Consider the following 23,665-nt stretch of genomic DNA (forward strand, 5'->3'; position numbering starts at 1 on the left):
TCTCAGAGCAGGTTCAACTGAACAAAACCAAGAAACGGTCAATAAATCGAGCCTCTTTCATCCAAGAGGCGCCAAGGTATATGAGGAATAAAAAAATCACCCACGAGAGAAGGCTATAAATTAGCTGAGAAAAGGTTTTGAAATAACTTCTCGAGTGCGGGTCCGACGCTATTGCTGCCAGTCTATCTTCTTCATCAATAATTTCGTCGGCAGTCTGTGGAATTACAAAATCTCGTGTTCTATCTATCTGAAGTTTTACATTTTTTTGACGTTTCGGAGAGATAGCACCAAAGTGCTCCGGCATTTCTGAAGCGTTTTCAACAAGATTTACTGATGGTAACAGATAATAATCAAATCTGTTGAAGTAACCATAAACACCGGGGTGCCATTCTTGATAAATGTACGGCACGTCTTTGGTGTCGATGGAAATTTTGCCACTTAATGGGAAGCCAGCATCAACAAAGCGCTCAATTTCTTCATACTGAGTTTTGGAAACAAATAAGGATAAGTATAACCGCTCATCACTGTATTCGTCTGCTTCAAACCAGTCGAACTCAAAGCCAGCAGGTTCATTACCTGTTTCGTAGACACACAAGTTAATAGAGGTTACCGTACCCTCTTGGCCAAGAATGTGGATGGTATCGTTGCTTTGCCGATCATTTATTGGCCTGACGACCCCGCGCAAAAACCGTTTCAGCCTATCAGTCTTTTTTATCCCATTAGAACTTGAAAAATACTCGCCAAGTTCACGCCCAATGGTAAGTTTATCAATAGTAAATTCTACATAAGAATTCGCTGGAATTATTGATAGCGTTCGGCCTTCAAGGACTTCAATATCAAGGCTCTCATTGTACAAACTTTTGTATTCAGGATTTGAGTTGTATGTGATTTTCATTGGTAAATTCTCCAAAGAAAATATTCGGAGAAATATAGTCCAATGTCACGTCAGTTTTTAGTGTTTTTGTGTATATTGTGACGATAATATAGAAAGTATTTATTAAGCTATTGTTTTTGCCTGTAAGTTGTTCGAATGCATCATTGGGGCAAATATACCAATTTTACTATTTTTCAACCTTTTCTAAGCACTCTGTATAATGTTTCCTCTCGTAGGAAGCCCGCTTCGAAACAAGGCCAGCGCAAAGGCTGGCTAACACTCACTGGTTTAACCTTCCGTATTGGCTAGTGCTGGTGGGTACGGCACAAAATGTGGGTTAGTGGGTACCCCCTATTGAGTACCCAGTAACCCACATGTGCTAAACTTAGAGTATAAGAATTCATCAAAGCTTGACACACTCATAAGATTGCTAAACATCAGCTCTGCGCCTTCGTCTATCTATGGACATTTCAAATATTTTGGGGAGGCTGGCAAATTCGCCGAAGAGTTTTGATTAAATGGGTTGGGTTCACATTGCATTTTTTAACTCGATTTCATCAGGCTTATAAACAACCTCGTAAAAGTCATACAGATACTGATCACGAGAAGACCAAGTGCGAAGCATTAGTTTCACTTCTTTATCCACATTCAATGATTTGTAAATTTCACTTATGGTCTCGGGCTTTTTTCCATTTATTGCCATTATATAAGCGTATGCAAATAATCCCGCTCTAGAGCCATATGATCCATTCTCAAGTGAATGTATCTGGAATAAGCTATCGTTATATCTAAACTCGTTGAAGCGGGCTTCCGCGATTAGCGCGCCATCAACTAATACATACGGCTCTGAGAGATACTCTTCCTCGAATGGGAATTCGATTTCGATATCACTCTCGGTATTATCATGCTCAATGGTGAATATTGCCTTGCCTTCGCCACCTCTTAGCATTGTATGGACTTCTGTTGGAGATTTGACCTCGATACCATTGACCTTGGTAACTAAATCACCAATCTGGATGCCTTTGGGCAATTCACCATAGCGGTTACCAGCGACGATCATATATTCTTCAGTCTCTTCATTTTCAGCAAACGAGATGGGCAAGCGCGGTGGCAACGGCGAACCACCTGATCTTATGATCTCAAGTATTCTACAGATTGGTTTTGCAGGAACTGCGAAGTTGAGACCTTCTGTATCCTCAAGCGCCATAGAATTAACACCCAACACTTTACCTGTTTCAAGGTCAATCAAGGGGCCGCCAGAATTACCACTATTTATGGCTGCATCAGTTTGGATCCAGTCTACACGGTCGTAAACACGGACCTGAGATATAATACCCCGGCTGGCTGAATAACTAAGCCCTTCTGGATGGCCAAATGCGGCAACCTCACGGCCATTTAATATCATGTTTGAGCATTCAAGCTTAGCCTCAATCGCATTATTCGGTATCTTTCGTTTTGATACCATAACTAAAGCTAGATCAAGTTCGTTGTCAGCATATAAAACTTGGGCGGTGCTGTATCGTTCATCTTTGAAAGATACTTCCAGCTCGGCTGTCCCATATCCAGAAACATGTGCATTAGTTATCACCCAGCCGCGTTCTTTATCGACCAAAAACCCAGCACCATTTGAGGTGCCAGCTCCACCATCATAGTAAATCGAGTTGTTGATAGATGATTTAATACGAACAGCATAACTATTGGCGTCTTCAATTGGATCCGCGTTAGAAAAACTTAAACCGCATAAGATAAATATGACTGCACAGGTAAAAGTATTTCTGAAGAATAACGAAAAATTGTTCATGCTGGATTACAGACTTTCATAGTAGTTTATGAGAACGGTGATTTCTGTTTGGATGTCTTCTCTGGACTCAAGCATCCTCTTGCATTGTTCGACAGCCTCTTGCCTGAGCCGCAGGCCTCGCAGTTGTCATCTCCAAGAGGGCGCAAAAATGTAATTGGAGGTGACCGATGAGGCCACACCTCCATTTAGAGAGCTTCTGCTCAGCACATTCGTAACAGTAGAAAATTTCTGGGTCTTCCATTACGTCTCCTCGAAGGTGACGTAATCAGCTTGTTCGATGGCTTTTTGGGCGTCGGCGTCATCGGTGAAGAAGCCAAGAAAGCTGATGATTTGAATACCAGCTTGTCCCCATATCTGTTGGACAGTGAGGGCTAAAATTATTTCGTTATCATCGGTAAGCTCTTCGATAACCATAAATGCATCATCACCATCAAAAATACTCTCGTCTATGGCTCTCTCTTCGCCGTCAGTGAGAGCGGCACCTGCTTTTATCTCTTCAGAGCGCTCTTCAGTTTCGCAAATTCCATAATCTGCCGGATATTCTAATCTCTCTTTTCGTTCGCCATCATATTTTTCCCGATCCATAACAACTGAGTGATATGGCTTAAAAACATCTGAGCCATAGGGATTAAAGTCAAGTTTGTTAAAAATAATTTCCTGCTCAGCAACACTGTTGTTGAGTGTGGATTTTATTTGAGTCATTTGTTCAGTTGTTATCTCGAACATTCAAATCTCACTGCACCCAACATTTGCCAAATGATATTGTTCCGCGCCCGTTATTTTCTATGAACATATTGTTGTTGAAAACTTGAACATCAAATTGGCCGCGGTAGTAATAGAATTTTCGGTGACCCGTGTAGTTATCAATCTCAATTTTATCCACCGTATATTTGTCGCAACTCCACTTACCCGAAGACCCATATGAACATCGGGACAGGGTGGCCCCAGAAGTTCCCGTTCTTACAAATACACCGGGCTGGTATTTGTCTAAATTTTCACGGCTGTACTCACGCTCACTGTCAAGTTTTCTGGTTACTTTACACCATAGTTCTTCAGCGTTGACGCTAGCCGCCCCGAAGCAAGCAATCAGTAAAAAACTTAATGTGCAGTTTTTTAATATGAACATTTTTTTTCATAATCTCCTACCTCAATGGTTGAACGCACTGCCACACACCCACGTCAGCTTTAGAGGGGTTAACCTCGCTTGATAAGACCACCAACTGCAAACTCAGGGTATCTTTGGCAAGAACAAACGATGCCACATCTAACGAGTCACTATCAAGTCTCGAAACTGACCAGCCAATGGCACTTTTGTTCTCGGTGTATTTTACAATTGGCCACATAGCAAACTGCACCTGTTTTGCTTCTGTATTTATTTCAAGAACTCCAGAGATTGATGACGTTCCTGATGAGCAATTGAGGTTTACTGTGCTAGCAACTGTTATTTGACTGAACAGAACCAAGCTTAAAATGAAAATTAGAGCGCGCATCACCTACTAGTCTCCTTACAAATCATCGGCATTGTTGAGCGATTACAATTTAGCCCACACTCAAAATCACCTTTTGTTGACCAACCATTATTCTTCATCGTTAAGATTGCAACGTTTCTGCACTCCTCAAGTTTTTTGAAGGTGCCAATCTCGATATGCTGGGCAAGGTTAATTTGGTCGGGATAAACAAAGCCTGTCCACTCATCAAACCACCACGAATGAGCAGGGGCGCAAAAGAGCAGCAAAAATATGGATACAATGGCAACGCGCATCTAACTCTCCGATTGATAGTAAAAACTTGCCACAAAAACAGACCAGCGCAAAGGCTGGTCTGTTCCGTTTACATTAGGCTTATTGGCTCGCTCTCAAAGCTGCTATTGACCGCGTCCCCAGAGAAACGTCGCTTGAGACGGGTTATTCGGATGCCGTCGGGTGTTTGCTCTAAGGTTACCAGTTCCTGTTTGAGGACGCCATTAGGCGCTGGGTTTGTCTTGTCATCATATAGGGAAGTGTGGTGCGTAGTCATAACGCTATCCTCCGCTTTAGTGCTTTAGGCGGAATGCCAAGGCGCACAAGTTGGTAGTTAAATGCCTTCAGTTAAACTTTACCACACCTCTTAGCAGCGTGTATAGTAGAGGCGCACTTAATAAATTGCGTTAGTTAATCTGGGTTCAAAACATGCAAACACATTTGGATAAGGAATTTGGCTACACAGAAAACACAGCCCCTTTTAAGAGCTCTGGCCACGCTCTGTATGAGTCTGTTCCGGATGGAGGAGGCCCATCTCAGCTTCTATTCCCGTTTCGACACTCTTGTCATTTTATCGGCCAAGAAATTGAGCTGAACACCGGAGTTTTCTACCACGGTGCAAAATCTTCAGAACCTGATCTTTCTCAAGATGGCTATAAAGAGTTCTTCAGAATCAAATTACGGGACAATGGGCGCGCCGCCTATGGACTAGCAGTTGAATACCAGATGCTTGGGTCGAGCAAACCAATCGAAAAAATCGAACTTGTGGTCCGAAAAGGTAAGAGCGAGCATTTTGACTGCTATGCACGTATTCAGCATGAATCAGAAGGTCCCGAGTATCAGAAAGTTATCGAACCGGACTTTATAATATTCGAGATAACGCTTGGGCCAGCCGAGTTTGCTCAGGTCAAAGACCATTTTCTTTCCTCTAACGCTCCAGTAGCAATTTTTGATATCGCCGGTGTTGATGGTTTTTTGGCGCCTTGGACCCCAACAATTGTGCCCGACGGTATAAAAATCTTGACCGATGGTGAAAACCATCAAATTGAGATGCCTGACGATGCCAAGGAAATATTCAAGCATTTTGGAGAAGAAAATTCAGTTCGGCACTGGTTCTTTTCAATTCAAACACAGAAGAGCTAATGTTCCACGCATTGACCAAAGGCAATGGTTCCACGCCCGTTATTCTCTACGAACGAGTTGTCTGCAAAAACTTGGACATCGAACTGACCTCGAAGGTAGTAGTATTTCGTGATGTTTGAGTTTGTGTTACGCTCAACAAAATTGACTTCATAATGGTCGCAGGTATATTCGCCACTTCTGCTCTCAACCGAACATCTTGACAGCTAAACCGTTGTCCCAGCATCCCGAATAAACACACCCGGCTTGTATTTCTTAAAATGCGCCGCGTCATATGTGTAATCCTGCGACAGCTTTTTGGTCACTTCACAATACAACTGTGCGCCAAACGCTGAGGCATTGTTTGTAATGCATATTACTGCTGCCATCAAAGTCCACTTCATACAAACTCTCCATTATCCAAGAACTGCTTGTGATGTGGCTCATAAAACTTGCGGTATTTTTCTGGTAATTTGGCCATCAGCTCGGCAGACGTCATCTCGTAGGTGGCTAGGCAATCGTACCAGTCAACTTCGTCAAACACAGCCTGCAAGGCACTATCTTTATCCTTAATCTCACTTAGTCTAGTGGATTGATCATTAGGATCAGAGTGCCAATGCCATTTCCACTGGTCGACTTCAGGGTGCAACCGCATCTCGAGTATGAAGGTCCATATAGATCCTGTGAGGTCTTGTCCGGCGAATAATTCCTCAACATCGTCGAGGTTCAGGATCGTTTGTTCAATGATGGCGACTATTTTGTTCTCGGTGATTTCCTTTGAAATAACTTCCACAAAACAGTCGACCATAGGATGTTCAACGTACCATAAGCCTCCAAAGCTATGGATTAGCTCTGCGATCAGCTCGTCATCAGTCGGTATGGGCTTCGCCACAGCAGTACTCCAATCACACTGCAAAATTTTAGTCTAATATGGTATAATGCCTGCATGCAAAAACTTCAATTGAACCGCATGAAATCTGGCCAATTCGCACCCGGTCAATCGGGCAACCCCGGCGGTCGTCCTAAAGACGAACACCGTGTTGCTGAGTTAGCTCGCTCATACACAGTTGAGGCTATAGACACGCTTGTTGAGTTGATGCGTGACGGCAAGGATGAACGTGTGCGCGGTACAGCTGCTCAAGCACTTCTAGATCGAGGCTGGGGCAAGGCTAAGGTTGAGGTGGTTACAGATACTGAGGGCAGCTATTTGGACGTATTGAGGGTGGTTAATGAGCAACTGCTACTGAGGAGGGCTGACGATTAACCTGAAAACAGAGTGATTTCAGGGATTTTTAGCTGATTTTGACGCTAATCAAGTTTGTTTAGATATCATCTAACTGTAGACATAGTGTAGACATAACTACCTATCGTTTTTATTACACTTACATAAGTTATTGTTTTATAATTACTAATTGCGTTACTTTATTGCTTGCCCACTATACTGGGGGTGTAGGGGTCGTGAGTTCGAATCTCGCCGCTCCGACCATTTCAAATCTCATTAAATATCAATAAAACAAAGACATACAGGTGTGTTTTTGTTTTGTCTTCAGATGCTGAAAAGGTCATGAGTCACAATTTCACCGTGACAGGGAGTTTTTCAGTGATGGTGAGATGCGTTTTATTTCTTTTAACACCATAGACCAGGATATTTACAATTCACTTGATTGATTTCATCCTCAGTCCGTGAGGTGATCCTAAAACACATTGATTTTTGTAGTTTGCATCAGTCTTGCACCTAGTGGTTAGTTTGTCATATATTTGTCACGCACATCCCCCGAAGCATATGAGTTCAGCTCAGTGTTGTTCCCTTAATAGGGCATAGCTGTATAAGGATAGATAAGTCCTATTATGCGAACGCAAATAAAGGGCTATTAATTAATTACGTCATTTCCGGATTTAAGATTGCAAAAGCAACCATCTGGTCATGGTCGCCGCTAAGGAGGTAAGTGGTGCCCCGCATATTAACAAAAATACCTGAGCTTTCATTGCTTTTGTTGCTGACAATCATTGCTTACGCTTATGTTGAATATGCAGCAGTGGTTGGAAACACGCCAATCGGGTCATCATTAACCAGTATTGATATGATTGTGCTGTCTTTCGTCATCAGTATGGCGATAGCGATTATTGCCGTGATTGCGGGTGTTGGAGGGGGCGTTATATTCACCCCCATCATGCTTGCTTTCACTTCAATCGATACGTTGGTAATCCGATCGACGGGGCTTGTTGTGGCGATGTTCAGCGGTTTGGTATCCACTGGGCCATTCATGCGCAAGGGACTCGCTGACGTTAAAATTGTTTTCTTTGGCGCACTACCAATTATCATTGGCGGTTTAGGTGGGGCCTTTGCTGCGATTATTCTGGCGCGATATCTTGGTGAGACAGGCGATGCGATTGTGCGCCTTTTACTGGGGGTTACTCTGGTCATGATTGCGTTGCTTTTTATTTTCAGCGGTTCCAATAACGAATATCCACAAACCGATAAGTTTGACTCCTTTGGCAATGATCTGAAACTCCGCAATACCTACTGGGAAGAGTCCCTAAACACCTATGTTCGCTATCGTGCCGTCAATGTAAAACTTGGCGGCATTTTGTTTTTTGTTGTTGGCTTTACCGGAGGTTTCTTTGGTCTTGGTGGCGGCTGGGCTGTTGTGCCTGTTTTGAATCTTGTTATGGCGGTACCGTTGAAAGTGTCTGCGGCATCAAGCGGTGTGTTGCTGGCCATGGGTAATGCGGCAGCAATCTGGCCCTATATTAATGCGGGTGCATTGATTGGTCTGGTGGCGGCACCTTGGATGCTTGGACAGGTCATCGGGGGCATTATTGGTGCGCATATTCTGGTATCGATCAAAGCCGGTTTTGTGCGCAACCTTCTCATTATTCTCTTGTTGCTAACCAGTGTGAAACTAATGGTTCGTGGACTAGAGACGTTATTAAGTATAGATATACCTATATTCTGATAGGAAAAGAATAGAATGGCTAAATTCAAAAGAACGCTGATTCCACTCTCTGGTATTGTATATGGTGAAATCATTTACTGGACGACCATCAGTTCAGCCATTGTGGTTCTGTTTGGAACCATCAAAACCTTTATCGAACCGCATAGTGCCTTGCCACCGGCTTATATGTTGAATGCGGTGTTAAGCGGCGAGTCAGTGACCAATATTTGGATGGGGTCACCAATGGGTGCCGTGCCAAATGGTCATTGGTATCTGTCTATTCTATCAAGCGGTGAGGGGATGACAACTGCCGGGCTGGCCCTGGGTGTGTTTAGCATTATCCCAGGCACCTTTATTTCGTCGTTCTTTTTATGGCGTTCCAATAACCGTTTTTTTGCTAGATTGGCGCTTGCGGCTGCCTTTATCACCATCACCTCGATGGTTGGGGTTATCCCTCTACCTATCGGCTAGGCGTTTAGCGAACCTTTAAATCAAGCACATCTAAGCTGGTTTTCGCTTTCGCGATTTTGCATTTACATGCTCTCGCCACGCCGTCAAAATACCGGCAGATGCGATCATACACATGCCCGCAACTGTAAAAGCGCTTGGCCAACTCCCAAAAAGAACTTTGCCCCAGATAATGGCAAAAAGCAGGTAAGAAAAATCAAGCGGAGCCAGTCGGCTGCTTTCGGCGGTCTGATAGGCTCTGTTCAGAAAGATATTACCAGATAGGTTCAAGACTGAAGAGATAATTGCGAAAACCAGCACGGTGAGCGTTAGCACCGGCCAGCCAATAGCCACAAAGGGCATGGCGTCTTGAAGGGCTTGTTCTGGTGCAAATACGGTCAGCAATAGACTGCCCATGGCGCCCGAAACAATGAACATCACCGCCACCGCAAAAGTCAGCGTAACCGGGCTTTCGCCTCGGCAATAACGCCGCAATATCAGAATATTTATGGCATATAGCAAACCAGCGCAGATCGGCAAAAGCTGGACTAAAGTGAAGTCACTAGTCCATGGTCGTAAAATCGTCATGGCGCCACAGACCCCAAGAAGCAAAGCAATAATACGCCATATGCCAACCCGTTCACCAAGAACTGGTGCCGCCAGTAAAGTGACGAATAATGGATAGGTATAAAGTCCTGCTGCCATCTGTGCGACAGACAGAAAAGGTGCGCCGGCAAAAAAGCAGAACATGCACATTGTCATGACTGCTGCGCGTAAGAAAACCATACGCGGGTTCAGCGGAATGAGCAGGGTAAAGCCGCTACCAATAGCGCATAGACAAAGCAGCAAAAACCCGTTGCCCATTGATCGTAACGTCTGAAATTGCCAGAATGACGTTTCTGACGCCATATATTTGACCAGTGAATCCTGCAAGGCCAGGATCAGAACACCACTTAAAACGAGGATCATGGCGGTGACAGGACGATCCTCAGTTGGTCGTTCAAGAAGCTTTATTTTCATTGCCTAAACATTCCTGCGACAGGTGCAGTGTTGATATCGTGCGCGATAGCTATCTTTTGCCATATAGCGCATCGATCTGATCACCATAAATATCACGCACCATATGCCGGCGAACTTTCAAAGTAGCAGTCATTAAGCCATTTTCTGTGGTGAATTTTTCATCAGCAATGACAAACCGCCTTACGCGCTCAATTTGTGATAGACGGCTATTGGCACGTTCAACAGCATCGGCAATAAGTGCTTTTAAATGCGTAGGGTCTTTTGCCATGTCATAGGTGTCTTGCGAAGGGACAATGACCGCAGAAAGCCATGGGCGACGATCCCCATCGACCATGGTTTGTTCGATTTCAGGTTCTATCGTCAGCAAGGCCTCGACGCGCCCAGGGGCGATGTTTTCACCACCAGAATTGACAATAATATCTTTCTTGCGTCCGGTGATCGTGATCATGCCGTCTTTGTCAATTGAGCCAAGGTCGCCTGTATAAAGCCAGCCATCACGAATGGCGGCGGCTGTGCTAGCTTCATCCCGCCAATAACCCTTCATCAGCAAATCACCAGCCACCAGAATTTCGCCATCACTTGCAAGTTTCACTGTGACCCCGCTGACAGCAGGGCCAACAGTTTCTATTTTGATATTCTGGGGGCGGTTGGCAGAAATAAGCGGCGAGGCTTCTGTTTGACCATATCCCTGAAGCAATTTAACCCCCAGTGCCATGAAAAAAGATCCGATTTCAGGATTCAATGCCGCCCCGCCGGACACAAAGTATTTTAGGTTTCCACCAAGCCGTGCATGCACTTTCTGCCTTACCAGCCTGTCCAATATCCGGTTAAGCAAAAATTCATGCGGCATCAATAGCCGCCCTTCAAGCTCTTTACGGCCTAGTTTAACAGCCATATCGAACAGCTTTGCCGAAATACCGCCTTTGATCCTTACCCCTCGTGTTATGCGCTCATAAAGTACTTCATAAAGCCTAGGCACCGCCGTCATCAAGGTTGGCGACACTTCAACAAGATTCGCCGCGATTTGATCGGTACTTTCGCAATACCAGACTTCAGAATTGCTCTGGAATGGCAAATGCATGCCTGCTGTATGCTCATAGGAATGTGAAAGTGGAAGAAGTGACAGGAAACGCTGGTTTTCAGATACATTACCCTCGGCAAGCAGTTCAATTGCCGCGTCAATATTAGCTTGTATTGATCGATGTGTAAGCATCACCCCCTTGGGGCGACCACCGGTTCCTGAGGTATATATGAAACAGCATACGTCATCACTATCAATGGCACTAATGCGGCTGTCGATATCAGCCAGCGGTACCGACTCTTTCATAATGTCTGGCCAGAACAGAACATCGGCGTCACCCATATCTGGCAGGGTGGTGGTCTTATCCATAACGATCAAGGTATGAAAATTAGACGTACGCGCCGCCGCCATGCCCACACGCAAGGCAAGGTTGCCAGATGAGGTGATCGCAATATGTGCCGATGAATGATCTATAATGTAATGATGATCTTGTTCGGTGTTCGTTGTATAGGCAGGCACAACAATCCCACCGATTGCCATAATGGCAATATCGGCAATAGCCCATTCGGGACGGTTTTCTGCCGATACCACAACACGGTCACCTGATTTGACACCCTGTTTGACTAGCGTGCTGGCAAGCTTGCAAACCTGTTCCGAAATTTCGGCCCAGCTTTGTCCGTGCCATGTTCCACCAGCTTTATGAAACAAAAGTGGTTTGTCTGGCGATTGTTGTGCGGCTTTAAAAAAGGCGGCTGGCAAATTTGCCGAGGTTACATAATGATCCGAGGTCGGCACGGCTGGCATAGGCTGATTTTTCCTCAAAACTGAGCGCTGTAATTTACAATATCTAAATTCCTATTCATTGCAAATTAAATGAAACGAGATGATTAATCCTATCATCTGTAATCATATAAGCGACCAAGACATGCAATCATGTCATTCAGTTTGCAGCTGTCACGAAGCAGCCAAAACGCTGTTCCCACAAAGAGTTACAGATATCTTCTATATCTGCACGATCGCTTTTTTCGGTAACAAGATCATATACTCGTTGACCAGTGCGCGAGGTCTTGGAAACGATGGATAGTTCCAGCACCTTGAAGGTATCTTTAAAAGTGGTTTTCAGATAATGGATGCCATCATTGGCTTGCTGGGAGGATGCGTAGGAACCAAGTTGCGCTATAAACAGATTAGTTATATTCCGATTGCGCATCACCTCAACCCTAACCGGCGGGCTGGTTGCTTGATCTATAGTCGCTGTTTCTTCTTGCTGTTGGCCCTCATCAGGTATCACGATATCAAAAGCAGGAGTTGTATGCTTACTTCTGCCTGCCAATGCGGTGCGGGCGTCATGGTCGATTTCAATGCTGATATTCCTGCCTAACTTTGTGTCTGCAATCGGTTCAGAAGCGGCAATATTTGTATAGTCTGGGTTTGTATAATCGGGCGATGTCTTATCATGTTCGATATTGGTGGGCATGTTGTTGCTTGATGCGGGTGTCGCCATTTCAAATTCTAATGTGGATGCTCGCAATGTTCTTAATTTTGCTCGTAATGATTTGTTCTGCGCTGCCAACATGGCGACTTCGTCACGGGCACGTTTGAGTTCATGTGCATCATGGGTCATATCTGTAGCGTTAACATTTTTAGGCTCTGTTACTGTTGCGGTTGTGCAGACCAGTGGATCGGGCGTTTTTACAATAGAGCAGGTGGCGAGCTCAGGATGCGCCTGCATAATGCTTTTGTCTGCACGTGCATAAAGACCAGAACAGACATCATTGATCATCTCGCTTGCCGCGGAATGGGCTTCGTTATCCAGACTCTGTGTGGTGTCTTGATTGCTGAGATTTGCAATCAACCAGCTTGCATAGCTATCTACCAAATCATTGATCGCGTCCTGTCCAGCAGCAGGTATGCCTTCGAGAATGCTAGCCTGTCGAATGAGCGATCCTGCAAATTTGCGACGCTCAAACCATAATGCGCCATGTTTTGCATCAATTGTGGATTGTAATTCCATCAGGCGGGCAAAAGCCGCGCATACACTGCCTTGTTCAGCCATGGCACCATATGTTTTCCATGTATCAAGACGTAATTCGGCAAATGCCGTGCGTAACGGCATTATGATCACTATAAGGACATGAAAAATCAAAATAAGACGGCGCACAGATAACTTTCCATTGCATAGCAGGCACCCTCGGCGCCAAACATACTATTGTGCCGTCATTAACCTTTAGGCTGAACATAATATTAGATTAATTTAATGGAAGTGCAGACTCGCTTTTACTTATTTTTTGAAGCGCAAAGCCTCACCAGCTGCCCTAATCAAAGCAAGGGCTTTATTCTGCGTTTCTTCATATTCAGCTTCAGGATCACTGTCATACACAATACCCGCACCAGCCTGCACATGCATTTTCTGGTCTTTGATCACGGCGGTGCGAAGCGCGATACATGTATCAAGCTCGCCAGCGACAGAAATATAGCCAATCGCGCCAGCATAGATGCCTCGCCGATCAGGCTCCATATCATCGATGATTTCCATCGCTCGAATTTTGGGTGCACCCGATACAGTGCCAGCGGGAAATCCAGCAATCATGGCATCAAGAGCATCAAGATCGTCACGTATTGTGCCTTCGACTTGAGAGGCTATGTGCATAACATGCGAGTAATATTCGACATCGTAGTTTGATTTAACCCGGACTGAACCTGGCTTGGACACGCGCCCGACATCATTGCGGCCAAGGTCAAGGAGCATCAAATGTTCTGCCCGTTCTTTTATGTCAGCCATAAGGCTGGCGGCGTTGGCTTCGTCTTCTTCTTTTGTCAGGCCACGTTTGCGGGTGCCTGCTATTGGGCGGATTGTGACCTCTTTATTGCGAAGACGTACCAGAATTTCGGGACTAGAGCCTACAATCGAAAGATTGCCAAAATCAAAAAAGAACAGAAATGGTGATGGATTTAGACGACGTAAAGATCTGTAAAGATTGATCGCTGGCAAATGAAACGGAATTGTAAAGCGTTGCGATAAAACAACCTGAAAGATATCTCCTGCCCTTATATGTTCCTTGGCTTTGCGCACCATATCGAGAAAGGCCGGCTTCACCATATTTGTTTCAGGCGCAGGCAAATTGGCATTGGCATCGCCGTCCTCGGTCTGCGGTATAGGTGCATCAAGTGCGTTTACCGCGTCTTGTAAGCGGTTTTGTGCGGCGTCCCATGCTGTTTGCGCGTCTGTCCATTCGGATGGGCGCACTTGTGTGACCAATGTGATTGTGTCTTTCAAGCGGTCAAAAATAGCGACAATTGAGGGGCGTATAAGGACGGAGTCATAGACATCAAACGCTGCATCATTCTGGTCTGGGATATTTTCGATATGCCGGATCATATCATAGCCAAAATAGCCGAATAGGCCTGCTGACATAGGTGGTAAATCGCCCATATCATCCATGGCGGATTCAGCAAGAAGCATGCGCAACGAACTCAGAGGTGCTGCGCTGTCAGCGACAAAATGATCACTGTTGGCCGGGTCGCGGTTGCATTCGGCCACATTGCCACGACACCGCCAGATCAGATCCGGGTTCATGCCGATGACAGAAAACCGTCCACGCACTTCGCCGCCTTCAACTGACTCGAGCAGAAAACAGTTGCTCTTGTCATTGCCCAGCTTCAAAAAGGCAGATACAGGTGTTTGGGTGTCGGCAATAAAGACGCGGTGAAGCAAGGACGGTTTGTTGGCTTCAAAGCGGCCAACAAAACTGTCAAAGCTATCGGATATAGCCGACATTACTGCTGACTTCCGACCAACAATTGCCTTACTGGCTCAATGTTGATTTGCAGATCATGCTCTTGTGACAATTTGATGGCCATAAAGCTGATGACATCTTCTGTGATTGCATTTTTCATTATATCAGCAACCATCTTGTTGGTGTCGTCGATCTCGCTTTGCTCGGCCTCAATGATTTCACTCGTCATCACAGCGATAGCTTCGGTGCCTGTTTCCACAACATCAAAATCACCATTTGCTTGCGCAAAAGCCGTGTTAGCGATCAGCCGTGCCGCTTCGTGATCAAGGCCAAGACCATTGCGACGGAATTTTGAACTTGCCGCAATATTGTCAAAGCTGGCAGGATTGGCAATGGCGGCATCAGCTGCTGCACGTGCGGATTTTATAGCCTGTACAAGCTTCCAATCTTTGATTGCGCGTTGTTTAACTTCATCCAGCGTACGAGGCCGTGCCTCGGTTTCTGTGGTCACATCCACCATGAAGAAGATATCTGCGCTGGCTTCCTGCAAGACACTTAACGTGCCAATATCATTCGTCCATATAGCTTCGATGATGGCACTTTCTTGGGCGATTTCGGAATCGTCCACCATCGGCTGTCCATCAATATCAAGCCCATTACGGTCAATATCGTTAATCGTCACGATCTTGCCACCAGCCTTGCCAAGCGCTTCGTCAAGGCTGGCACCCGAAGCAATCTCGTCTTCAAGGAGATTGGCGCGTTCATAGAGCAGGTCAATAGCTTCTTCGCTACGTAATGTACGGGTGATTTCATCACGAACATCTTCAAGTGTTGCGTTTCCACCCTCGGTAATGTCATCAACGATCAATATATGCTGACCAAACAATGTCTCTACCGGTCCGGTCACAACGTTGACGCTAGCATCAAATACCGCATCGGCGATTGCACCATCAAGCCCATCACGCGTCACGGTTCCCAACATAACGTCAGTATCCGTCCAATTCAGCATATCAGCAGCAACTGCGTTAAAGTCTTCACCCTGATCAACGCGCGCGCGCGCTTCGTTAGCCTTTTTGGCATCTTCAAACACCATTTGACGCACAACACGTGTTTCAGGTGTGGAAAATTCATCAATACGCGTGCCAAAAGCGTCTTTGATCATATCTTCTGAAATATCGACATCAGCTTCGATGAGCGTGGCTGAGATAAAACCAACCCGCGCCGAACGAACTGTAGGGGCGTCGTAGCTGGATTTGTTCTCGGAAAAATATGTATCCAGATCAGCGTCGGATGGTGTTCCAATATTATCAGCGTCAACAGCAAAGCTTTGCATCTTTACCACCCGTTGCTGAAGCTCATATTTGGTCAACAAAGTATCAGCGGCTTTGTTGGAGACAACACCTGCAACAAGGGCGCGGGTCAATTGGTCACGCTTTAATGCACTATCAACGCGGCCTAGATATTCAGCTTCGCTAATGCCTGCGCTGGCTAGCGTCTGCATGAAGCGCCCTTCAGAAAAGCTTCCCATTTCATCCTGAAAATTGGTTTCATTGGCAACGGCGTCACGTTGCATCGCGCGCGTGACTGTCAGGCCAAGGGTATTATTTTCAGCGTTGAAGATGACCGCACGAGAGAGCGAACCAACAATTTCAGACAAAAGTCCGGTTTGCAACGCCTCACCAGTAGATGAATTCGGCATATAATTGCGACGGGCGCGCTCAAACTCAAGCGCCACTTCGCGAGGTGACAGGCTTTCTTCACTAGCTGAAACAGCTTTATCACTACCGCCGATCAAGCCGGTTGTTATGTCGCCGACGCCCCAGAGCGCGAAACCGCCTGCAAGAAACACAAGGAAGGCTTTCATTATGGGGGATTTAGCGCCGCTACGCATGGCCTGAAGCATATTAATCTCTATCTTTTAGTTGGTTAGGGATGCACCATGCCATACAGCAAGCCGCGCCCCGCATGAACGCATTATTGTTGAACTTGTCCCATTAATACTTGCTGACGTGCCTATCGGCAACTTGATTTGAACAATACTGCATAAAAACAGCTTGATTTTGGTAATGTTAGTGGGCTTTTCAACATTTCCCAAGCCTTTTACAGTAAAATACTGTTACGCTAACATCGTTTAGTGATGATTAAAAAATGGAATTGAACCAATGATTATAGCAGCAAATTGGAAAATGAATCCTGACCTTGAAACGGCTGGTATGTTAGCTAGCCGCCTTGCGGGTATTTCCTTTGGCAATGTAAAGCGTGTTTTGTTTGCACCGCATCCCTATATCATCCCCATGTCAATAAGGCTGGCGCAAAGTGACATAACGCTGGGTGGACAGGATTGCCACACCGCCGAGTCTGGTGCCCATACGGGTGATGTTTCGGCACTCATGCTGCGCGACAGTGGTGCTACAATGGTTCTTGTCGGGCATTCTGAACGGCGTAGCGATCATGGTGAAGATGATGCACTTATCATGGCCAAGGCCAATGCAGCGCTTGCGCATAATCTGGATGTCATGATCTGTGTTGGCGAAACCCGCAATGATCGGGAAGCTGGTAATGCCGAATCCGTTGTGCTTGCGCAATTACAAGGCTCGATTCCCAAGGCTATGGATCCGGCTAGGTTGATTGTCGCTTATGAACCCGTATGGGCGATTGGCACCGGCCTGGTGCCATCATCAGAAGATATTGCGGCAATGCATGAAAACATTAGCAGTTGGCTTTCCTCGGCATTTCCGAACAGGGGTGATACTCATATTCCGGTACTTTATGGCGGTTCGGTAAAGCCCGGCAACGCTGCTGAAATTCTATCATTGCCAGCGGTTGACGGGGCATTGGTTGGCGGTGCTAGCCTAGATGCTGATGGATTTGAGGCCATTTGCGCGGCCGCATCTAATGTTGCATAGCGATTATGAGTATTTTGTTGAAATAATCGCGATTTCGCCCTATAACCGCGCCATTAAGTGTTGATGCAGGAAAATAACGATGCAAACCTTGGTTTTAACCATACATATTTTGATTGCCCTTGGCCTTGTTGGTGCTGTTCTATTGCAACGAAGTGAAGGTGGTGGTCTTGGCATCGGTGGCGGCGGTTCAGGCGGTGGTTTTATGACCGCACGCGGCACGGCAAATCTTATGACACGTGTGACTACCGTTCTGGCTGCAGGATTTTTCACGACTTCGATCATTCTTGCGATCATGGCGGGTGCTGGCAAAGAGTCAGTGTCGATTGTTGATGATGTTATCAACAACACACCTGCACCTGTAAGTGGCCCAGCTGTTCCAACTGACAAATAGACATGCGTGAATGTTGGTGATTTCATCGTCAAAATAGTCACGAAGTTAGTTGTCAATCCTAACAATTAAATTTTATTGACCCAAATGGTGATTTTGGCACTTACCAAGTGCCGTTCTATAGGGTATTTAATTTGTCCATGCCTCGTTTTATTTTCATTACTGGTGGTGTGGTTTCGTCCCTTGGAAAGGGACTTGGCGCGGCCGCTCTTGCTGCTTTGTTGCAGGCACGCGGATACAAAGTTCGCCTTCGTAAACTTGACCCTTATTTGAATGTCGATCCTGGCACGATGTCGCCAACGCAGCATGGTGAAGTGTTTGTCACCGATGATGGTGCCGAGACAGATCTTGACCTGGGACATTATGAACGGTTTACAGGCGTTCATGCCAAGCAAAGCGACAATGTCACGGCTGGCCGCATCTATTCGGATGTTTTGGCGAAGGAACGTCGGGGTGATTATCTGGGCGCGACAATTCAGGTTATTCCGCATGTGACGGATGCCATTAAAAACTTTGTCCTATCTAATATCGATGATGAAGATTTTATCCTTTGTGAAATTGGCGGTACCGTTGGTGATATCGAATCACTTCCGTTTCTTGAGGCCATCAGGCAATTAGGTAACCAGCTAGGCCGCGAACAAACCTGTTTTCTGCATGTGACCTTACTGCCTTATATTGCGGCAGCTGGCGAGTTGAAGACCAAGCCAACCCAGCATTCGGTCAAAGAGCTACAATCGGTGGGCATCCAGCCTGATATCCTTTTGTGCCGGACGGAACATGATCTGCCAGCAGAACAAAGGGGCAAAATTGGCCTATTCTGTAACATCCGCGAATCGGCGGTTATCCTGGCGCGTGATGTAAGCAATATATATCAGGTACCACTTGCCTATCACGACGAAGGTCTTGATCGTGAAGTTATGCGGCATTTCGGACTTGAAGACATTGCACCGCCACTGGAACGCTGGAAGACCATATGCGACACCGTTGCTAATCCTGAAGGCGAGGTGACAATCGCCATTGTTGGCAAATACACCTCGTTACAGGATTCATACAAATCGCTTGGTGAGGCGTTAACCCATGGTGGTATTGCCAATGGCGTCAAGGTCAATGTCGAGTGGATTGACTCGGAACTATTTGAGCAAGAGGGCGCGGCAGTTGAGTCGCTTCATCATGTTAGCGGCATCCTCGTGCCAGGTGGCTTTGGCGAGCGCGGATCAACCGGAAAGATAAACGCCATTCAATTTGCTCGAGAAAACGATATTCCCTATTTTGGTATTTGTTTTGGCATGCAGATGGCCGTACTTGAGACAGCGCGGAATCTGTGCGGCATGACAGGTGCGGGATCAAGCGAATTTGGTGAAACTGAAATTCCACTTGTTGGTCTCATGACCGAATGGACTTCAGGTAACGCAAAGGAACAGCGTAGTGCCGAGGATGATCTAGGCGGTACAATGCGGCTTGGTGCTTATGAATGTCTGCTCACCGAAGGTTCGCTCGCCAGCCAGCTCTATGGCGAGCATCTTATCAATGAGCGGCACCGGCATCGTTATGAAGTTAACATCGCCTATAAGGATGCATTAGCCGCGTCAGGCATGGTCATGTCTGGTCTTTCACCGGATGGGGGCTTGCCGGAAATTGTTGAACGGCCTGATCATCCTTTCTTTGTTGCGGTTCAATTTCATCCAGAATTAAAATCAAAACCATTTGATCCGCATCCGCTCTTTACCGGATTTGTGGCGGCTTCAATGGAAAAATCCCGCCTCGTATAGGAGGTATGTATGAACATATCTATCGGCAATGTGTCTTGTGGTGATAACCATCCTCTTTTGCTTATAGCTGGGCCTTGTCAGATTGAGAGCCTTGATCACGCCCTTTATTGCGCTGAAAAGCTGTCAAAAGCGGCGGCGGATGCCGGAATGGGCTTTGTGTACAAGTCATCATATGACAAGGCGAACCGCACGTCTGCTGGCGCGGCACGAGGTATTGGCATGGATGAGGGTCTGGCCATTATGGCTAAGGTCAAAGATACTTTTGGCTGTCCGGTGCTGAGCGATGTACATCTGCCAGATCAATGCGCAACAGCTGCCGAGGTGCTGGATGTTTTGCAAATTCCAGCCTTTTTATGTCGGCAGACCGATTTATTGTTGGCGGCTGCCCAGACCGGCGCCGTAGTGAATATTAAAAAGGGACAGTTCCTGGCGCCGTGGGATATGAAACATGTAGCCGCAAAAGTAACAGGTGCGGGCAATGATCGGGTCATGCTGACTGAGCGCGGCACGTCATTTGGTTATAATACATTAGTATCTGATATGCGTGGCTTGCCGGAAATGGCATCGCTGGGTCATCCGGTGATTTTTGATGCAACCCATTCCGTTCAACAGCCTGGTGGTAAGGGTGGTAGTTCGGGAGGGCAGCGCGAATTTGTTCCCGTATTGGCGCGCGCGGCGGTTGCTGTTGGTGTCAATGGCCTGTTTATGGAAAGTCATCAGGACCCGGACAATGCGCCGTCAGATGGTCCAAATATGTTACCACTTGACGCCATGTCAGACATTCTTGCCGCCTTGATGCGGATTGATGCGGCGCGGCGCGGGTGATGATAAAGTGTAGCCCAAATTCAAACCACTAGATTGATCAGAAAGCAAAAACATGTCCAGCATAGTCGATATTCAAGCCCGTGAAATTCTTGACTCACGAGGAAACCCAACCGTCGAGGTTGATGTATTTCTTGAAGATGGAAGCGCGGGTCGCGCTGCTGTACCTTCAGGCGCTTCAACCGGTGCTTATGAAGCTGTCGAGATGCGCGATGGTGATGCTGACCGCTATAACGGCAAGGGTGTTCTAAAGGCCGTCGATGCGGTTAATTTTGAAATTTTTGATGCACTTGCCGGGGCTGATGCGTTTGATCAGGCTGGTAACGATCAGGATATGATCGAACTTGATGGAACCGCTAACAAGGGTCGTCTTGGTGCTAATGCCATTCTGGGCGTGTCATTGGCTATTTCCCGCGCGGCTGCTGACTCGGCTGAGATGCCGTTATGGCGTTATCTTGGGGGTGTGAATGCGCATCTGCTTCCTGTGCCAATGATGAATATCATCAATGGTGGTGCGCATGCCGACAATGCGCTTGATGCGCAGGAATTCATGGTCATGCCTGTAGGCGCCACACATTTCAATGATGGTTTGCGTATGGGTGCCGAAATCTTTCACGCTCTTAAAAAGCTTCTGTCTGACAATAGCTTGTCAACGGCAGTTGGTGATGAAGGAGGGTTTGCCCCAGCAATAAATTCAACGGATGAAGCTCTTGGCTATATCACCAAATCAATTGAAGCGGCAGGTTATAAGCCAGGTGATGATGTGATGATTGCCGTTGATGCCGCTGCAAGTGAATTTTACAAAGACGGTGCCTATCATCTGCAAGGTGAGGGGCGCTCGCTTAGCAGTGATGAGATGAACAGCATGTGGGCAGAATTGACAGGCAAATATCCGATCACATCAATCGAAGACCCGCTTGATGAAGATGACTGGGATGGGTTTGCGGCCTTGACGGACAAGATTGGCAGTACTGTGCAAATTGTCGGTGATGATTTGTTTGTTACGAACCCCGAGCGTCTGTCTCGCGGCATTAATGATAGTTCAGCCAACGCCATTCTGATCAAGGTCAATCAAATTGGAACGCTATCGGAAACAATGCAGGCCATTGAAATGGCACAAAAAGCAGGTTTTGGCGTTGTTATTTCACACCGTTCGGGTGAAACCGAAGATAGCTTCATTGCTGATTTGGCGGTCGCAACCAATGCGGGTCAGATAAAGACCGGTTCATTGTCCCGTTCAGACCGGCTGGCAAAGTATAACCAGCTTTTGCGTATCGAAGAAGAGCTTGATCGCACAGCCCTTTATGCGGGTACGTCAATCTTACGTAGCTAGGTTGACTTTATCAGCTTTGACGCGCGCTCACCTATTAATGCTTATTGCTGGAAATATCATATTTTCCGGCGATTCGCATTTAACTTGACGCGGTGAATCAGCTCTGATTCAATGAAATACAATCAAGGGCATGCCGTCTTGATGGACGTAACTATATAGGTGTTGATCATGTATGTTATGAAAAAGTCACTTGCTTTCATTGGTAGCCTTCTTCTGCTTGCCACTATGGCTTCTTTTTTTATGTTTCATACCATCGCAGGTGAACGTGGCATACTGGCTCAGCCCGAACTTGAACGCAAAATTCTGATTGCTGAAGAACAGCTGGCTTTGCTTGAAAAGCATCAATCTCACCTTCATCAACGCATTTCGCTGATGCAAAATGATGCTATAGATGCTGATATGTTGGCAGAAACAGCGCGCGCCGAACTTGGGCTCTACACGCCGAATGATGTGATTGTTTCAATTGATATGTCTGAATTGAAATTTTAAGTCGCATAGAAGCGCTTGTTAATTAACCGAAATACGGTTTATTCAAATAAAATATAATAAAATCAAGATAATAAAATAGTTGCAAAAAACTCATTTTGGCTAAATCTTAGTGTTTATACTGTGAGGCGCAACCGACTTGTTGCATGCTTATCGGTAGCGGGGGAACGCGACCAATTAAGATGGAGCTTAAGATGGCCACTAAAACTGAAAGCAAACGGAAAAAAGGCCCAGGAAGGCCGCCCAAGTCAGTTGGAACCGGTGTGAATGATATGCCGGCAACGGATGATCTGGTTAAAATGTTTCGCGATATGTTGCTGATCCGACGTTTTGAAGAAAAAGCAGGTCAAATGTACGGCATGGGTCAGATTGGTGGTTTTTGTCATCTTTATATCGGTCAGGAAGCTGTTGTTGTTGGTTTGCAATCGGCCTCGGTGGAAGGCGATACGGTAGTGACATCTTATCGCGATCATGGACATATGCTGGCTTGTGGCATGGAGGCAGATGGTGTCATGGCTGAGTTGACTGGTCGTGAGGGTGGCTATTCGCGTGGAAAAGGCGGATCGATGCATATGTTCAGCCGTGAAAAGAACTTCTTTGGTGGCCACGGCATTGTTGGCGCGCAGGTGCCTATCGGTGTTGGGCTGGCTTTTTCGCATAAATATAAAGGCCAGAAAAACGTCTGCATGACCTATCTAGGTGACGGTGCAGTCAATCAGGGTCAGGTTTATGAAAGCTTTAACATGGCGGCCTTATGGGACTTGCCGTGCCTGTTCATCATTGAAAACAATCAATACGGAATGGGTACCGCGGTTACCCGTGCGGCGGCTGGCCGGGCGCTAGCTGATCGCGGCATGGCCTATGGTATTCCTGGCAAACAGGTTGACGGTATGGATGTGCTGGCTGTCCGCGCTGCAGCGCTTGAGGCTCTAGATCATTGCCGTTCAGGCAAAGGCCCCTATATCCTTGAAATGAAGACCTATCGTTATCGTGGTCATTCGATGTCCGATCCGGCAAAATACCGTACCCGCGAAGAAGTGGATACTATGCGTAAGCAACATGATCCAATCGATCAGCTTCGCGAAATATTACAAAATCAGAATGTGAAGGATGAAGAGCTGAAAGCTATTGATTCTGAGGTAAAGGCCATTGTGACTGACGCGACTGAATTCGCCCAGACAAGCCCGGAACCGGATGCTTCGGAATTATTCACCGACATATTACTGCCTTTACCATCCGAAACAACAGACGCGGTGGAGGCATAATC

At 46.4% G+C, this 23,665-nt stretch carries 23 protein-coding genes; 11 read left to right on the forward strand and 12 right to left on the reverse strand.

Going from position 1 to position 23,665, the window contains the following annotated elements:
• Positions 1-13: 13 nt before the first annotated feature.
• The 6 genes from SAR116_RS00950 to SAR116_RS00975 form a co-directional block, all read right to left on the reverse strand.
• Positions 14-895, reverse strand: a complete 882-nt coding sequence (locus SAR116_RS00950; RefSeq protein WP_013045056.1) for a hypothetical protein — start codon at positions 893-895, stop codon at positions 14-16.
• A gap of 508 nt (positions 896-1,403) precedes the next feature.
• Complete coding sequence (locus SAR116_RS00955; RefSeq protein WP_013045057.1) at positions 1,404-2,675, reverse strand: S1C family serine protease; 1,272 nt, start codon at positions 2,673-2,675, stop codon at positions 1,404-1,406.
• A gap of 240 nt (positions 2,676-2,915) precedes the next feature.
• Positions 2,916-3,401 (reverse strand): hypothetical protein, encoded by a 486-nt coding sequence (locus SAR116_RS00960; protein WP_013045058.1) that lies wholly within the window; start codon positions 3,399-3,401, stop codon positions 2,916-2,918.
• A gap of 7 nt (positions 3,402-3,408) precedes the next feature.
• Positions 3,409-3,801, reverse strand: a complete 393-nt coding sequence (locus tag SAR116_RS13660; RefSeq protein WP_041860690.1) for a hypothetical protein — start codon at positions 3,799-3,801, stop codon at positions 3,409-3,411.
• Between the two features lie 16 nt (positions 3,802-3,817).
• Positions 3,818-4,165: a hypothetical protein gene (locus tag SAR116_RS00970; protein ID WP_041860691.1), complete on the reverse strand. Its 348-nt coding sequence runs from the start codon at positions 4,163-4,165 to the stop codon at positions 3,818-3,820.
• A complete protein-coding gene (locus tag SAR116_RS00975) occupies positions 4,165-4,437 on the reverse strand; it encodes a hypothetical protein (RefSeq protein ID WP_041860692.1) in 273 nt (90 codons plus the stop codon). Before SAR116_RS00975 ends, SAR116_RS00970 begins: the two co-directional genes overlap by 1 nt.
• A 406-nt stretch (positions 4,438-4,843) precedes the next feature.
• Between SAR116_RS00975 and SAR116_RS00985 the strand changes: the two genes are divergently transcribed.
• Entirely contained in the window at positions 4,844-5,557 is a 714-nt protein-coding gene (locus SAR116_RS00985; RefSeq protein WP_013045059.1) for a hypothetical protein, read from the forward strand.
• A gap of 376 nt (positions 5,558-5,933) precedes the next feature.
• Here the strand turns inward: SAR116_RS00985 and SAR116_RS00990 are convergent, their stop codons facing one another.
• Positions 5,934-6,425: a hypothetical protein gene (locus SAR116_RS00990; RefSeq protein WP_013045061.1), complete on the reverse strand. Its 492-nt coding sequence runs from the start codon at positions 6,423-6,425 to the stop codon at positions 5,934-5,936.
• 54 nt (positions 6,426-6,479) lie between these two features.
• Here SAR116_RS00990 and SAR116_RS00995 point away from each other — a divergent pair, with 54 nt between their 5' ends.
• The 3 genes from SAR116_RS00995 to SAR116_RS01005 all read left to right on the forward strand — a co-directional run bounded on the left by SAR116_RS00995 (position 6,480) and on the right by SAR116_RS01005 (position 8,940).
• Positions 6,480-6,797 carry a DUF5681 domain-containing protein gene (locus tag SAR116_RS00995; RefSeq protein WP_013045062.1) on the forward strand — a complete coding sequence of 106 codons (318 nt, stop codon included), beginning with the start codon at positions 6,480-6,482 and terminating at the stop codon, positions 6,795-6,797.
• Positions 6,798-7,482: 685 nt separating this feature from the next.
• Positions 7,483-8,490 carry a sulfite exporter TauE/SafE family protein gene (locus SAR116_RS01000; protein ID WP_013045063.1) on the forward strand — a complete coding sequence of 336 codons (1,008 nt, stop codon included), beginning with the start codon at positions 7,483-7,485 and terminating at the stop codon, positions 8,488-8,490.
• Between the two features lie 15 nt (positions 8,491-8,505).
• The gene (locus tag SAR116_RS01005; RefSeq protein ID WP_013045064.1) at positions 8,506-8,940 is read left to right on the forward strand and encodes a hypothetical protein; all 435 of its coding nucleotides are present in this window, start codon (positions 8,506-8,508) and stop codon (positions 8,938-8,940) included.
• Between the two features lie 30 nt (positions 8,941-8,970).
• Here the strand turns inward: SAR116_RS01005 and SAR116_RS01010 are convergent, their stop codons facing one another.
• From SAR116_RS01010 to SAR116_RS01030, 5 genes are all read right to left on the reverse strand, one after another.
• A complete protein-coding gene (locus tag SAR116_RS01010) occupies positions 8,971-9,936 on the reverse strand; it encodes a DMT family transporter (RefSeq protein WP_013045065.1) in 966 nt (321 codons plus the stop codon).
• Positions 9,937-9,985: 49 nt separating this feature from the next.
• Positions 9,986-11,761, reverse strand: a complete 1,776-nt coding sequence (locus tag SAR116_RS01015) for an AMP-dependent synthetase/ligase (protein ID WP_013045066.1) — start codon at positions 11,759-11,761, stop codon at positions 9,986-9,988.
• Positions 11,762-11,897: 136 nt separating this feature from the next.
• Positions 11,898-13,073 carry a hypothetical protein gene (locus SAR116_RS01020; RefSeq protein WP_013045067.1) on the reverse strand — a complete coding sequence of 392 codons (1,176 nt, stop codon included), beginning with the start codon at positions 13,071-13,073 and terminating at the stop codon, positions 11,898-11,900.
• A gap of 165 nt (positions 13,074-13,238) precedes the next feature.
• Entirely contained in the window at positions 13,239-14,735 is a 1,497-nt protein-coding gene (trpE, locus tag SAR116_RS01025) for an anthranilate synthase component I (RefSeq protein ID WP_013045068.1), read from the reverse strand.
• Complete coding sequence (locus SAR116_RS01030) at positions 14,735-16,597, reverse strand: peptidylprolyl isomerase (protein ID WP_013045069.1); 1,863 nt, start codon at positions 16,595-16,597, stop codon at positions 14,735-14,737. The genes trpE and SAR116_RS01030 overlap by 1 nt, the downstream gene beginning before the upstream one ends.
• 259 nt (positions 16,598-16,856) lie before the next feature.
• Between SAR116_RS01030 and tpiA the strand changes: the two genes are divergently transcribed.
• The 7 genes from tpiA to pdhA all read left to right on the forward strand — a co-directional run bounded on the left by tpiA (position 16,857) and on the right by pdhA (position 23,663).
• A complete protein-coding gene (gene tpiA / locus SAR116_RS01035; protein ID WP_013045071.1) occupies positions 16,857-17,600 on the forward strand; it encodes a triose-phosphate isomerase in 744 nt (247 codons plus the stop codon).
• A 79-nt stretch (positions 17,601-17,679) separates the two neighbouring features.
• Positions 17,680-17,991, forward strand: coding sequence for a preprotein translocase subunit SecG (gene secG / locus SAR116_RS01040; protein WP_013045073.1), 312 nt, complete (start codon positions 17,680-17,682; stop codon positions 17,989-17,991).
• 137 nt (positions 17,992-18,128) lie between these two features.
• Positions 18,129-19,757, forward strand: coding sequence for a CTP synthase (locus SAR116_RS01045; RefSeq protein WP_013045074.1), 1,629 nt, complete (start codon positions 18,129-18,131; stop codon positions 19,755-19,757).
• Between the two features lie 9 nt (positions 19,758-19,766).
• On the forward strand, positions 19,767-20,582 hold the full coding sequence (gene kdsA, locus SAR116_RS01050) for a 3-deoxy-8-phosphooctulonate synthase (RefSeq protein ID WP_013045075.1): 816 nt from the start codon (positions 19,767-19,769) through the stop codon (positions 20,580-20,582).
• A 52-nt stretch (positions 20,583-20,634) separates the two neighbouring features.
• Complete coding sequence (eno, locus tag SAR116_RS01055) at positions 20,635-21,912, forward strand: phosphopyruvate hydratase (protein ID WP_013045076.1); 1,278 nt, start codon at positions 20,635-20,637, stop codon at positions 21,910-21,912.
• A 168-nt stretch (positions 21,913-22,080) separates the two neighbouring features.
• Entirely contained in the window at positions 22,081-22,401 is a 321-nt protein-coding gene (locus SAR116_RS01060; protein WP_013045077.1) for an FtsB family cell division protein, read from the forward strand.
• Between the two features lie 191 nt (positions 22,402-22,592).
• Positions 22,593-23,663, forward strand: a complete 1,071-nt coding sequence (gene pdhA / locus SAR116_RS01065) for a pyruvate dehydrogenase (acetyl-transferring) E1 component subunit alpha (protein ID WP_013045078.1) — start codon at positions 22,593-22,595, stop codon at positions 23,661-23,663.
• The last annotated feature ends 2 nt before the right edge of the window (positions 23,664-23,665 follow it).

Origin of the sequence: Candidatus Puniceispirillum marinum IMCC1322 (genome assembly GCF_000024465.1) — a bacterium.
GTDB classification, from domain to species: domain Bacteria; phylum Pseudomonadota; class Alphaproteobacteria; order Puniceispirillales; family Puniceispirillaceae; genus Puniceispirillum; species Puniceispirillum marinum.